This is a genomic window from Mycobacterium vicinigordonae, assembly GCF_013466425.1.
Classification (GTDB): Bacteria; Actinomycetota; Actinomycetes; order Mycobacteriales; family Mycobacteriaceae; genus Mycobacterium; species Mycobacterium vicinigordonae.
In genome coordinates, this window is record NZ_CP059165.1 from 5,644,234 (window position 1) to 5,657,495 (window position 13,262).

Annotated in this window: 11 protein-coding genes; 4 read left to right on the top strand and 7 right to left on the bottom strand. The window is 67.2% G+C overall.

All coding sequences use genetic code 11. The annotated features are described in order from the left end of the window. Positions 1 to 3 precede the first annotated feature (3 nt). From H0P51_RS25275 to H0P51_RS25285, 3 genes are all read right to left on the bottom strand, one after another. The gene (locus tag H0P51_RS25275; protein WP_180915534.1) at positions 4 to 1,599 is read right to left on the bottom strand and encodes an MFS transporter; all 1,596 of its coding nucleotides are present in this window, start codon (positions 1,597 to 1,599) and stop codon (positions 4 to 6) included. Positions 1,600 to 1,725: 126 nt separating this feature from the next. Beyond that, positions 1,726 to 1,881 (bottom strand): hypothetical protein, encoded by a 156-nt coding sequence (locus tag H0P51_RS25280; RefSeq protein ID WP_180915535.1) that lies wholly within the window; start codon positions 1,879 to 1,881, stop codon positions 1,726 to 1,728. Between the two features lie 92 nt (positions 1,882 to 1,973). Continuing rightward, positions 1,974 to 4,247 (bottom strand): serine/threonine-protein kinase, encoded by a 2,274-nt coding sequence (locus tag H0P51_RS25285; protein ID WP_180915536.1) that lies wholly within the window; start codon positions 4,245 to 4,247, stop codon positions 1,974 to 1,976. 243 nt (positions 4,248 to 4,490) lie between these two features. Here H0P51_RS25285 and H0P51_RS25290 point away from each other — a divergent pair, with 243 nt between their 5' ends. Then, complete coding sequence (locus H0P51_RS25290; protein WP_180915537.1) at positions 4,491 to 7,583, top strand: patatin-like protein; 3,093 nt, start codon at positions 4,491 to 4,493, stop codon at positions 7,581 to 7,583. A gap of 31 nt (positions 7,584 to 7,614) precedes the next feature. Here the strand turns inward: H0P51_RS25290 and H0P51_RS25295 are convergent, their stop codons facing one another. Further along, the gene (locus tag H0P51_RS25295; RefSeq protein WP_180915538.1) at positions 7,615 to 8,307 is read right to left on the bottom strand and encodes a GAP family protein; all 693 of its coding nucleotides are present in this window, start codon (positions 8,305 to 8,307) and stop codon (positions 7,615 to 7,617) included. A gap of 171 nt (positions 8,308 to 8,478) precedes the next feature. On the opposite strand from H0P51_RS25295, the gene H0P51_RS25300 reads away from it, so the two are divergent. The 3 genes from H0P51_RS25300 (at position 8,479) to H0P51_RS25310 (ending at position 10,852) form a co-directional block, all read left to right on the top strand. Further along, positions 8,479 to 8,706, top strand: coding sequence for a hypothetical protein (locus H0P51_RS25300; RefSeq protein WP_180915539.1), 228 nt, complete (start codon positions 8,479 to 8,481; stop codon positions 8,704 to 8,706). Next, positions 8,703 to 9,086: an integrase gene (locus tag H0P51_RS25305; protein WP_180915540.1), complete on the top strand. Its 384-nt coding sequence runs from the start codon at positions 8,703 to 8,705 to the stop codon at positions 9,084 to 9,086. Before H0P51_RS25300 ends, H0P51_RS25305 begins: the two co-directional genes overlap by 4 nt. A gap of 197 nt (positions 9,087 to 9,283) precedes the next feature. Beyond that, the gene (locus H0P51_RS25310; RefSeq protein WP_425488925.1) at positions 9,284 to 10,852 is read left to right on the top strand and encodes an LCP family protein; all 1,569 of its coding nucleotides are present in this window, start codon (positions 9,284 to 9,286) and stop codon (positions 10,850 to 10,852) included. A 68-nt stretch (positions 10,853 to 10,920) separates the two neighbouring features. On the opposite strand, the gene H0P51_RS25315 is transcribed toward H0P51_RS25310, so the two are convergent. The 3 genes from H0P51_RS25315 to H0P51_RS25325 all read right to left on the bottom strand — a co-directional run bounded on the left by H0P51_RS25315 (position 10,921) and on the right by H0P51_RS25325 (position 13,239). Continuing rightward, positions 10,921 to 11,697: an SDR family NAD(P)-dependent oxidoreductase gene (locus H0P51_RS25315; RefSeq protein ID WP_180915542.1), complete on the bottom strand. Its 777-nt coding sequence runs from the start codon at positions 11,695 to 11,697 to the stop codon at positions 10,921 to 10,923. Then, positions 11,694 to 12,323 (bottom strand): nitroreductase family protein, encoded by a 630-nt coding sequence (locus H0P51_RS25320; protein WP_180919226.1) that lies wholly within the window; start codon positions 12,321 to 12,323, stop codon positions 11,694 to 11,696. The genes H0P51_RS25315 and H0P51_RS25320 overlap by 4 nt, the downstream gene beginning before the upstream one ends. A gap of 67 nt (positions 12,324 to 12,390) precedes the next feature. After that, entirely contained in the window at positions 12,391 to 13,239 is an 849-nt protein-coding gene (locus H0P51_RS25325) for an SDR family oxidoreductase (RefSeq protein ID WP_180915543.1), read from the bottom strand. Positions 13,240 to 13,262: the final 23 nt, after the last annotated feature.

Below are 13,262 nucleotides of genomic sequence, written 5' to 3' on the forward strand. Positions count from 1 at the left end.
ATACTAGGACGCGGTGCGGTCGCGCAGGCGGCGCGCAAGCCGCAACCGCTCGCCGTCTCGTCCGGGGGCGAACAGCGAGATCAGGACTGCAGCCACAGCCACGACGACGGCCATCACGGTGTAGGACGAATTCGTCGCCGCCACGAACGCCTCCTTGCTGCGCTCGGCGAGCTGAAGACCATGCGGCCCCAATTGGTGAGCGGCGGCCAGGGCCTTGGTCAGCGAGTCCGAGGCCGGAGCGCGCACCGGCTCCGGGTAGCCGCTCAGTGCGGCGGCGACCTGGTGGCTGTAGCTGCTGGCGAGAATGGAACCGGCTAGCGCGATGCCCAGCGCGCCGCCGACCTCTCGGGTGGCGTCGTTGACCGCGGACGCGACACCCTGCTTCTGGTCGGGCGCGGCGGTCATGATCGCCGATGTGGTTGGCGCCGTGCACAATCCGAAGCCGGTGCTGATCACCAAAAGCGGCCAGGCCACCTCGAGGTAAGTGGAGTGGGCATCGAGGGTGCGCATACACAGAAACCCGACAGCGACCAGTGTCATGCTCGCGAACACCACCGCCCGCAACCCCAGCCGGGGTAGATACCAGGACGACAGCATCGACAGCGACAACAACGGTAAAGCCATGGGGCTCAGGGCAAGTGCCGCCGAGAGCGCGGAGTAGCCGCGGACCTGCTGCAGATATTGGACCACCAGGAAGAACAGCGCGAAGGTGGCCAGGAATACCACGGTTATCGCGGCGGCGCCGGTGCCGAATTCGGGATCGCGGAACAACCGGATGTCCAGCAGCGGTTGCTTGCGCCGCAATTCGACCAGGCCGAACAGCACGGCCAGCAGCGCACCGGCGACAAGGCAACCGAACACGCGAGCGTCGCTCCACCCGTGCGCGGGTGCCTGCAGGATGCCGAACACGAAGACGGCAACCGCCGCACCGATGGTCACCGCACCTGGCACGTCCAAGCGCGGGGCGTGGTCGTCACGCGATTCGGCGATGGTCAGCGTCAACACGAAAACCAGCGCCCCGCCGATTGCCAGGGTCCAAAAGATCGACCGCCAATCCGCGAACTGGACCAGCAATCCGGCGCCGAGCAGGCCGAAAAGCCCGCCGGAGCCAGCGACCCCGGCCCAGATACCCACCGCTTTAGTCCGCGCCTCCGGCGGATAGGCGGCAGTCAGCAACGACAGCGTTGCCGGCATCACGAACGCCGCTCCGGCCCCGGCGAGTCCACGCGCCGCGATGATCTGTAGCGGGCTGGCGAAGATCAGGGGTGCGGCCGAGGCGACAGCGAACGTAGCCACCCCGACCAGCAATGCGATACGGCGCCCATACCGATCGCCGATCGCACCGGCGGGCAGCAACAGGCAGGCCAACAGCAGCGTGTAGCTGTCGACGATCCAGGTCAGTTGCGTCTGGTTCGCCGAGGTGGCTCTAGCGATGTCGCCCAGCGCGGTGTTCAGCGCCACCATCGACGCGATAACCAGGGCGACACCCGCGCAGGCGATAAACAGAGTCCAGCCACGTCGGGCGCGAGACCCTTGCGTGAACGAACCGGAAGGGGCGTTGTGGGCACGGCTGAGTGATGTAACAGCAGATCCAGTCATGGGCCCGCTTCCCTTGTTGGACAGGAGCAAAACAAGACTTACAGTCTCTGTACGAGACTAACGGTCTCATTACCCCGTCCGGTAGAGGGGAAAACGCCCACACCCCGCTACGAGCCGAACCGGAGATCAGACTCGCGACGCCCCAGGCAGCCGGTCGCGTACCCACCCGATCAGTCGGACCAGCGGGTTTCCCGACCCCGTCGACTTCTTGATCCGGTCCAGGGCCTGCTCGCCCTCCTCGGCGTAATCCTTGACCGTTTCGTCGCCTTCCTCAGCACGCATCGATCAGCTCCGTTCTCAGATTTCCACGTTCGATCAGGAGGGCCTACCCGCCGCGCGCGTGTTCCAAAACAGGTGCGGCCCCGGCGGGGCACTCATCCGCCGGTGCGGGTGAACTTCATGTCGTAGGGGCCACCCCTGCACGCACTCCCCGACTCGTCCTTGACGCCGTTGCCGGTGAGGAGCGGGATCGGGTCCGACGGCGGCTCGGGAAGCGGGAAGGTGCCCTTGATCTTGACGTGCGAGGTGCCCCCGGCCGGGCAGGAGGCGTCGTACTCGTCGTCCCGGGTCCAGGTGTTGTTAGCGAATAGCAGCAGCTGGGTGCCACTGCTGCCATTCCTGACGAAGCGGCTTAGACAACGGTCGCCGGTGCGCAGACAAAAAGTGTCGACCGTGTAGTCGGCTTCCTGCGGCTTCGGCGCGTCGGCCCCGGTGTAGGTGGTGAGCAGGTGGTAGTTGCCACGCAACGCTTCACCCGGAGACACCACCCGCGCGGCCAGCTTGGTGGGGTCGGTCACGTTGGTGCTATCCGGGTCACCGGTCCGGCTAAACGTCACGGTCCGTTTGCTGTAGCAATCCAGTGAGTCCGTGATCCATTCGCCGACCATGGTGCCGTCGGCATGTGGCTGCAGCCAGACGTAATTCCACTTCTCGATGTTCTTGTCGTTGCACCTGCCGCCCTCCAGAGCGACCGCTATCCAGCGGCCGCGGACATAGTCGAAGGTCAACCTTGGCGTGTGGTTGTAGGTGCCGTCGGTTCGCTGCGCCGAGGCCACGCAGGCGTTGCCGTCACTGCCGCAGGTGGAATGAAGGACCCAGGTCTCGTGATCTGGCGGCTCGGAGTTTTCCACCGGTTTGCCCGCCAGCGAGACCTTCGGGCCGAAGTCGGCCGTATAGGTGCCGGTGAACGGGCCCGCGACGCCGCCGGCAGGTTCCGCTCCGGCGGGATGCGCGGCTTGGTGACCACTGCCGCTGCTGCCATGGCCGCCGGTCAGCACAATCGCGGCGACGACCGCAATGACGGTCACCAGCGCGCCCGCACCCGCCAGCAGCAACGGGGTGCGACGGCGCTTGGGTTTAGGCGTGGCGGGGGTGGCCTCCTCGGCCGGCGCGGACCACGGAGGTGGCGTCTGGGGATCGCTCGGCAACCGGAAAACGGTCTGCTCTCCACTGTTCGGGCCGTTTGGGCTGTTCGGGCGATAAATCTTCGGGTCGCTGCTCGGTCGCCGCATCGTTGGATCTGCGTTGGGCCGCTGCACGGTTGGCTCCGCCGGCGGCCGCTGCGGGACCGGTTCGGGCGCGAGCCGCTGCGCCTCCACAGGCGGGCGATACCGGTTCGGGTCGGCGGCCGGGCGGGGCTGGCTCTGCCGAACCGGCCCGCGATGCTGGTTGGGATCGGCGGGCGGGCGCCGCTGTCCAGGGTCGGCATATCCCGGGCCCGGCCCACCACGCATCGGGGGTGGCTGGGTCGGCGGGGGCTGCTTCGGCGGGCCGGATGGCGGCGCCAGCTGAGTGCGTTGCTGCACCGGCTCGGGACGGCGCACCGGAATCGGGCGCGTGCCGGTCACCGCTTCGCGCGCTGCCGCGGCGAGGTCGGTCACCGTCGCGTAGCGCTGCTCGGGGTTCTTTGCCATCGCGATGGCAATGACGTTGTCGAGTTCCTCGGGGATGCCGCGACGCAGGGTGGAGGGACGCGGCGGCGGCAGACTCAGATGGCCGCCGATCTGCTGCTCGAGGCTGGCGCCGGGGAACGGCTGACTTCCGGTAAGACACTCATGCAGCACGCATCCCAAGGCATAGGTGTCGCCGCGCGGGTCGGTGCGGCCGTTCGTGACCCGCTCGGGCGCCATATACGCCCAGGTCCCGATCACATTCCCGGTGCCGGTCATGTGGGAATCACCCTCCGCACGGGCAATCCCGAAATCGATCAGGTACGCGAAATCGTCCTCGGTGACCAGGATGTTGGACGGTTTGACGTCGCGGTGCACCAACCCGATCCGGTGCGCCGACCGCAGCGCCGAAGCGATCTGCTCGATGATGTTGACCGCACGCTCGGGATCCAGGGGGCCCTCCGCGATGATGGCCTGCAGGTCGCGGCCGACGACCAGGCGCATATCGACATAGAGGCGACCCTCGATTTCACCGAAATGGTGGATCGGCACCACATGCGGATCATTGAGCCCGGCGGCCGCGAGCGCCTCGCGGCGAAAACGCTGTTCAAAAGTCGGGTCGTTGGCCAGGTTCGCCGGCAAGACCTTCACGGCGACGACGCGCTGTGTCTCTGTGTCGTAGGCGCGCCACACTTCGCCCATACCGCCGCGGCCCAGCAACTCGATGAACCGGTAGCGGCCGAAGGTCGTACCTTCCACTCCGCCCCCTCAAGCGAAATTCTCCGATATTCAGCAAATACATTAGGACCCCGTGCCGGGATGCACAGCTGCATTGACAAGCTAAGCACGAAAGGGTACCGCCGCACACCGCGGTCCGTCGGTTCGACTGGCGACGCGGTCACCTGCCAACCCGACGTCATTGACCCCGAACTGCACGCTGGTCTGGCAATCTAAGGCAGGGGCCCGGTTCCGGGCGGACCCCGCCTTACCTGGGGGTGCGTCATGGCATTCGACAAACCGTCGCCCGTGACGGAGTTGACTCAGGAGCTGCGGCTCGCCACGACCATGACCGGCGGGGTCAGCCTGGCGGTTTGGATGGCCGGGGTGGCCCGGGAAATCAACCTGCTGGCCCAAGCCTCGCAATGGCGCCGCCAAGGCGGACCCTTTCCGGCCGACAGCCGACTCAGCAAGCAATCGGCTGAGGCACTGCGCCTGTACGCGGGACTGATCGACCTGCTCGACATGATCGTCGACGTCGACGTCCTATCCGGGACCAGCGCCGGCGGCATCAACGCGGCCCTGCTCGCATCGTCGCGAATATCCGGCGCCGACCTGGGCGGACTTCGCGACCTGTGGCTGGACCTCGGCGCGTTGACCGACCTACTGCGCGACCCCCGCGACGAGGACACCCCGTCGCTGCTGTACGGCGACGAGCGGATGTACGCCGCCCTGGCGACGCAGATCCCCCGGCTCGAGACCGGACCATTCCCACCCGCGGCGTTCACCGGCGGCCCGCGCACCCCGTCCACCACCCTGTACGTCACGACCACCCTGCTCGCCGGCGAGACCAGCCGGTTCACCGATTCATTCGGCACCCTCGTCCAAGACGTCGACCGGCGTGGTGTGTTCACCTTCACCGAGACCGAGCTGCTCGAACCGGGTACGGTCGCGGCCCTGGCGCTGGCGGCGCGCAGCTCGGCGTCGTTTCCGATCGCGTTCGAGCCGTCGTTCCTGCCCTTCACCCAGGGGACCCCAGCCGCCGGAAAGATCCCGGCCCGGCCACCGATGGCGCCGTTCGCCAACATCAGTCGCGCCCACTGGGTCGCCGACGGCGGCCTGCTGGACAACCGGCCGATCGACGTGCTGCTCAAGCGCATCTTCGATCGCCCAGCCCGCCGCCCGGTGCGGCGGGTGCTGCTTTTTGTGGTGCCGTCGTCGGGGCCCGCGCCAGACATAGCTCGCGACGTCCCAGCCGATGACCTCGAGCACCCGCTCGGGCTGGTCGACGGGCTGCTCAAGGACCTCTCCGCGATCACCACCCAATCCATCGCCGCCGACCTGCGTCAGATCCGGGCCCACCAGGACAGCATGGCGGCACGTACCGACGGCAAACTGCGGCTGGCCGAGCTCGCGGCCCAGCTGCCCGAGGGTGCCCGGCTGCTGACGCCCGCGCTGCTGGACGACTACCGCTCCCGCGAGGCGACGCGACATGCACACGACCTCACCGACGCGCTACTGCGCCAGCTCGGTACCGGCGTCCCGAAAAGCTGGGCAGCCGAACTCGCCATCGGTGGCGATGCCGAGAAGGTATGCCGGAAACAGATCACCGAATCGATCCTGAGTCGTCGGGACGCGCAGCCGCGCCTACCGCTGGGTCCTGCGGATCTGGCCCGGTACGGCCAACCCGGCTACGACCTCGCCAAGAGCTGCGCGCTGGCCGTCGTGCGGGCGGCCTACCAGCTGGCGACGTCCGACGACGACATCGCCGACTTGACCGCACTCACGAAGGGGATCCACGCCGCCTGCCCGCCCCCGGATCCGGTGGACTCGGGCGCGCTGGTGCGAGCAGTCTTCGCGAAACCCGCTGTCCGACAGGGAAGTTTGAAAGATGCGGCCACCATGATCGCGGCCGAACAGCTGCGCCGATCCGAGGTGCCGCAGGACGGTTGGGCCAAGCTGGGCAGGGTACTGGTCGACGGGTACCCAGCCTTGAAGAGATTGGCGGACAAGGCTTTACCCGCTGACGATGCCGCACCTGGGTCGCCGCTAGCGCTTGACGGTGCCGCAGCCGGTCAGCTGCACACGTACCTGCGCTACCTCCGTCCGGCCACCGACCCCGGGGAGGTGGCCACCCGATTGTTCGACCTGGCGGCAGCCCAGCGCGCAATGCTGCCCGCCGACGCGGACATCGACCAGTCGGTCGAGCTGGTACAGGTCAGCGCCGACACACGCAGTCTGCTGGCGCCGGACTGGCAGACCGCGCAGCAGAAGCTGACCGGGATGCAGTTCCACCACTTCGGCGCCTTTTACAAGCGATCCTGGCGCTCCAACGACTGGATGTGGGGACGGTTGGACGGGGCCGGGTGGCTGGTCCATGTGCTGCTTGATCCGCGCCGCGTCCGCTGGGTCGTAGCAGCCCGCCCGCAGGCGACCGAAAGTGGCGCAAAGTGGTTCGTGCAACATCTCAAAGCGCTTGGGGCCCCGGACTTTCCGGCTCACGGTTACCGGCTGGCGACAGTCGGCGGCGACTCTGGACGACTGACCGAGGACACGGTGCTGCGCGAACTGGCCTTCGTCGACAATCCGGCCGTCCCGATGCCGCCGAGCCTGCCGGCCACCTCGATGTGGCTGGCGCAGCTATGGCAACGACGCGTGCTGGACGAGGAACTGGACGAGCTGGCCGGCACGGTGCTCGACCCGAACACCAACGACCAACCCGACTGGAGCCCGGCCAGATCCCGAACTTGGGCCAAAAAGGTACTCGCCGCAGCCCCGGGTGAGTCGAAATACGCTCTGCTGAACGAGGATCCGGTGGCCCGCGAGACGTTCAACAGCGACCGGGGCTCACCGCTGATGGCTCACACCGTCGCCAAGGCCGCCGCGACGGCATCGGGCGCGGTGGGGTCGGTACGGCAACTGCCCGGTGTCGTCAAGCCGCCGATCGCCACGGTGCGAACACTGACGCTGGCCGCATACCGGGTGGTATCGCTGACCAAAGGGATCGCGAAGCGGACGTTGACCGCCGGAGCGGCACTGCTGGTGTTGGGACTGGCCGCCGCGGTTCAGTCGGCCACGTTAATTGGTGTGACAGGACTGACCATGGCCGGTGTCGGCGGCTACCTGATCGTGCTGGGCACCTGGCAGCTCTCGAGCCGTCTGCTCTTCGCCCTAGTGTCGGCAACCCTTGTCGGAGCCGTACTTTCGCTGGCCACACCCGTGGTGCGCGCGTTCCTGTTTGGCGACCGCGAGCATTCCGGCTGGATCGGCACCCACGCCTATTGGCTGGGCACCCAGTGGTGGCACCCGCTGCTCGCTGTGGCGGCAATATCACTGTGCGGCTTGGCCGCCGCCGCCGCGAAACCGAAGCGGAAGTGACGCGGACCAGACGGCCCGCCGCCGCGGAGCGTCACGTCAGGCCTTTGAGCCCGTTGTGCAGCACCATCAGCCCGATCAGAACCAGCACGGCGGCCAGCATTCCCGCGTGATTGCGTTCCATCCAGTCCTTGAGCTTGGTCAGCTGGTCGTCGAGGCGGTCCCCGGCGCTCACGTAGCCCAGGATCGGGACGGCGACCGTCGAGGCGGACAGGACCACGAACGCCACAGCGAACACCCATTTGTCCGGCATCGTCAGGCCACTGGTGCCGATGGCCAATCCTGCGGCCAGGCACATGATCGACACCTCGAGTCGCACCACTGTGAGCACCAGCGCGGTGACGCCTGCGCGCACCGGGGTGATGGTGTCGAACGCCCTCATCCAACGGGGCGTGTCGGACTCCCGGTGCCGGGTCAGCCACCGGTAGATGCCGAACAGGATCAAGATCGAGCCCAGCACCACACGCACCCAAGAGGCCCACTGCGGCGGCGACTTATGCAGGCCGGCAAACAGTCCGGAGCCAGCCGTGAAAACGGCGGTCAGCGCGGCCAGCCCCAGCACCCATCCGCCGAGGAACGCCAGACTTGTTGGCCGGGGCCGCGGCGCGTGCAGAACCAGTACCGCCGGGATGATCGTTAACGGCGAGACCGCGATCACCAGAGCCAACGGAATCAGCGTCGCCAGCAATGAACCCCAGTTACCTGTCACGGGCAGCAATCTTCGCATTCCCACGTCCGCAACGGCCGCATTGGGTGATCAGCCAGTCGGCCTTCCTTGCAGCAACCCGACCTAAGCCACCGTTACACCTGTCAAGACGCGCCTAGACTGCGGTGAGGCGAGGAGTCGGACCAGGATTCGAGAGAGTAAATGCAGACCCGCGCGCGAACGAAGTCGTCAATGGCCATTGGGCTCGCAGCGGTGGCGGCCATCGCCACCCTGGCGATGCCGGTCAAGCAGCGATGCGGTGCGCCCGGCCACACCTGCGGCAGCGCGGTCGACGCTAACGGCGACGTCCACTACTACTACGAAGTCGAACCATTCGGGGTATTTCTGGTCGAGACGCTGATCGGTTCGGACATCCCGTTGTTTTACACGTCCGGGGAGGAGGTCGTGCGGGCCCGATGAACGCGCGTATCGCGGCGGTGGTTGTGGTGGCCGTCCTGCTCGGCGGCGCCATCGCGGCGATTCCGATGACCGACGTGTCACTTACGAACAGGAGCGAGAACTTCTGCGTCGTCAGCTATACCTGTCCGACAAGTCCCGCGGCCGACGGCGGCGACCAGGCCACCGCCGAGCGCCGAGTCATCGACGGATACCTCGCCAAACAGGCTGGATGCACACCGGAAGCTACGGCCAATCCTCAGTCGGTGAGCTGGGAACCGCCGGGATTCGTCCCCGCTGTTGGAGGCTCCGGCAACGTCAGGGACGCCGACGCGAGCCTCGGCGGCCATTTCGCCGCCACCTATATCAACGGCCGGTGGCATATCGATTACCAGGACTGCTGACGGACCGCGCGTCACCGGCTGGCAGCAGAACGTACTGCTCAAAGCGATTTCTATGGGTGAATCCGCCCACACCGACCGAGCTGGAGTGGGGTCGATGCAGCAATCTGCCGCATACTAGACCTCATGCCTCGGATGACGTCACCGCAAACCGCCGGTCAGGTGCCGGCCGGTAGGTCGGCGCTGGGTCGAGGACGTTAGTGACACGCTCCGGCGGTGCGCACCGCCTCCGATCGGATCGACGTGCAATCAAGCGGACAACACTCCGCAAACGATTGGCGCGCACTTTCATGACCCTGGTTTCGGTAGTAGCCGTCGGTACGACCGGGGCCGGCTACTGGGTGGCCCACGGCGCCCTCGGCGGCATCACCATCTCGCAAGCGTTGACTCCCGAAGACCCCAGGTCCAGCGGGAACAACATGAACATCCTGCTCATCGGCCTGGACTCGCGCAAAGACCAGGACGGCAACGACCTGCCCTGGTCGATCCTCAAACACCTGCACGCCGGCGACTCCGACCAGGGCGGCTACAACACCAACACGTTGATCCTGGTGCACGTCGGATCCGACGGCAGAGTCGTTGCCTTCTCGATCCCGCGGGACGACTGGGTGGCCTGGAACGGAATTCCCGGCTACAACCACATCAAGATCAAAGAGGCGTACGGGCTGACCAAGCAGTACGTCGCCAATCAACTCGCCAACCAGGGCAACATCTCGCAGCGTGAACTGGAGGCCCGCGGCCGCGAAGCCGGCCGGGCCGCAACGCTGCGCGCGGTGCGCAACCTGACCGGAGTCCCGATCGACTACTTCGCCGAGATCAATCTGGCCGGTTTCTACGACCTCGCCCAGACCCTGGGCGGCGTCGACGTCTGCCTGAATCACCCGGTCTACGACTCGTACTCCGGCGCCGATTTCCCGGCCGGCCGTCAGCGGCTGGACGCGTCGCAGGCGCTGTCGTTCGTCCGGCAGCGGCACGGGCTGGAAAACGGCGACCTAGACCGTACCCACCGACAGCAGGCCTTCCTGTCCTCGGTGATGCGCGAGCTGCAGGACACAGGCACGTTCACTAACTTCGACCGGCTCAACAGCCTGATGGCCGTGGCGCGCAAGGACGTCGTGCTGTCGGCGGGATGGGATGAAAACCTGTTCCGTCGGATGGGGGAATTGGCCGGCGGCAACGTGGAGTTTCGCACGCTGCCGGTGGTGCGTTACGACAACATCGACGGCCAGGACGTCAACATCATCGACCCGGCTGCGATCAAGGCCGAGATCGCCGCGGCCTTCGGCACGGCCGCCACCCCGTCGGCCGCGCCCACCACCTCGGCGAAGCCGAACCAGTCGACCGTCGTCGACGTGGTCAACGCGGGCGCGATCAGCGGCATGGCCTCGCAGTTGTCCAGTGCGCTGAAAAAGCGTGGCTATACCGCAGGCCAGGTCCGCGACCGCGAATCCGGCGAACCCACTTCCACCACGATCCAGTACGGCGCCGGAGCGGAAACCGACGCCCAGAACCTGGCCGATGTGCTGGGTATCGACCCGCCCAAGAAGCCCGATGCCAGCATCGCGCCCGGACACATCCGCGTGACCGTGGACACCAACTTCTCGCTGCCCGCCGCCGAGGAGAGCACGTCGACAACGTCCACGACGACGACCACGACGACCACGACGGCGAAGTCCAACGGCTACTACTACGACGGCACCTTCACGCCTTACCCCACGCCCGATCGGGGCAAGCCGATCGACGGCGGCGGCGTGCCCTGCGTCAACTGATCTCCCCTTCTGCGGGGCCCGCTCGGCGGCTCTTCGAGCCGATGCGCGAAGCGGCCGCACCCGAGGTGTCAGGCGTGCGTGCCGCCGTCGATGCGGATCTCGGTGCCAGTGATGAACTGGCCGTCGTCGGACACCAGCATCGCGATGACACCGGCAACCGCCGACGGGTCGGCCATCCCGGCGCCGCTGGATGTCTCGGTGGTGGGCAGAATCGGCATCAACCGGCCGAACAGCGACCAGTCGGCGTCCGCGGGGATGTATCCGCCGGTGGCATCGGTGATCCCGGACTTGATGCTGCCCGGCGCCACGCACACCGCGCGCAGCCCGGCCTTGGCGTATTCGAGCGCCAGCGCGTGCGTGAAAGACTGCACCCCGCCCTTGCTGGCGGCGTAGGCCGCCATATAGGGGTGGGCGAAACTCGCCGAGGTGGAGCTGAAGTTCACGATCGAGCTGTGCGGGTTGTCCAGCAGCGCCGGCAACGCCTCGCGGACCACCAGGAAAGTGCCGGTCAGATTGACGGTGAGGATCTGGTTCCACAGTTCAAGGCTGGTCTGGGTGGTGTGGGCGGCACGCAACATGCCGGCCGCGTTGACCACCGAATCCAGGCCGCCCAGGGTGTCGACGGCCGAGCGCACCCCGTCGACCACCGAACGCTCGTCGGCGACATTCATCTCCAGCCCGGTGAATCGGCTGTCAGTTCTGCTCCGGGTGGCCGCCAGACCGGCCGCGGCGATGTCCGCGCCGACCACCGCCGCACCTTCGTCGAGCAACCGCAGCGCCGTCGCCTGGCCGATCCCCGACCCGGCACCGGTCACCAGGATCCGCCGCCCTTCCAGCCGCTTCACTGGAACGCCCGGTTGCCGTACCGGTCCAGCGACACGAATTCGCCGACCGGCCTGCGGGAGGTGGGACCGTACTTACCCATCGGCCAGCCCAGCGGGATCACCGCGCACGGGGTGACATTCCACGGCAGGCCCAGCACCCGCTTCGCGGCGAACGTGCTCCACAGCGGCAAGGTGATCAGCGCCGCGCCCAGCCCGGCCGCGCGGGCCGCCAGCAACAGGTTCTGCACCGCGGGATAGATCGACCCGTAGGCGCTGCTGACAGCGACCGGCGGAAAGGGCGGGATGACACCTTTGAGGCAGGCCACCACGACCACGGGGATGTCGTCGAAGTGCTCAGCCTGCCAGCGCACGGCCTTCTCGATGCGCAGCATCTTCTCGTCCATCCGCTTTTCCAGGGCGCGCTTGTAGAGCGGCCCGAAGGTGTTCATCGCCGCGCGATTCAACCGGCCCAGCTTCGCAACGACCCGGCGGTCCTTGACGACGATGAACTCCCAGTTCTGCGCGTTCGAACCGGTGGGTGCCTTCATCGCCAATTCGAGCAGGTGCAGGATCAGTGAGTCGTCGACCGGGTCGCTCTTGAGCCGACGGATTGCACGCTGGGTGCGCATCGCCTCTTCGAGCGGCATGTTGAGGGGTTGCTGTTGAGCCATGACCCTCATTCCAGCACCGGCCGGCCCGCCCGCAAACCGCGGGTCAGCCGACGGGGTCTGACACCACTCCGCGCAGGGCGTCGGCACCGAACATCTGCTCCATCATCGACGAGTAGTCCGGCCCGCGGCGCACCATGTGGCCGCCGTCGACGTTGATGCACTGCCCGGTGATGTAGCTGGCGGCATCGCTGAGCAGGAACATCGCCAGGTTGGCCACGTCCTCGACTTCACCCACCCGCGGCAGCGGGGTGCACTGCGCGTAGTCGCCACTGATCTCCGGTGACTGGATGACGCTGGCGTTCACCAGGTCGGTGCGGATCAGGCCCGGCCGGATGCTGTTCGCCCGCACCCAAGACGCCCCGAGCTCGTCGGCGGCCAGCTGCATCATGTGGTCGATCGCCGACTTGGTGACACCGTAGGGCCCGAACCACCGGTGGGTGTTGCTGGCCGCGATCGACGAGATCGCCACGAACGACCCTCCGCCTCCGCGCACCAGCTCCCGAGCCACATGTTTGAGGACGTACATCGTGCCGTTGACGTTGAGGTCGACGGTGCGGCGCCACTGCTCGGAGTCGGTGTGGGTGAGCGGGCCGACGGTCAGCGACCCGCCGGCGCTGTGCACGGCGCCGTGCAGCCGGCCATGCCATGCTGTCGCGGCGTCCACCACCCGGGCGACCTCGCCCTCGTTGGTGACGTCGGCAGGTTCGTAGCGGATCGAGCCGGGCAGTTGCAGGCCCTCGATCTCCTTGACGGCCTCGGCCAGCCGGTCGGCGTTGCGGCCCATGATCATCACCGACGCGCCGCCGTTCACCAGCCCGGTTGCGACCCCCTTGCCGATACCGCTACCGCCGCCGGTGACCAGATACGTGCGGTCCTGGAATGAAAGCTGCACTGGGGACCTCCCGCGCCGAAAAC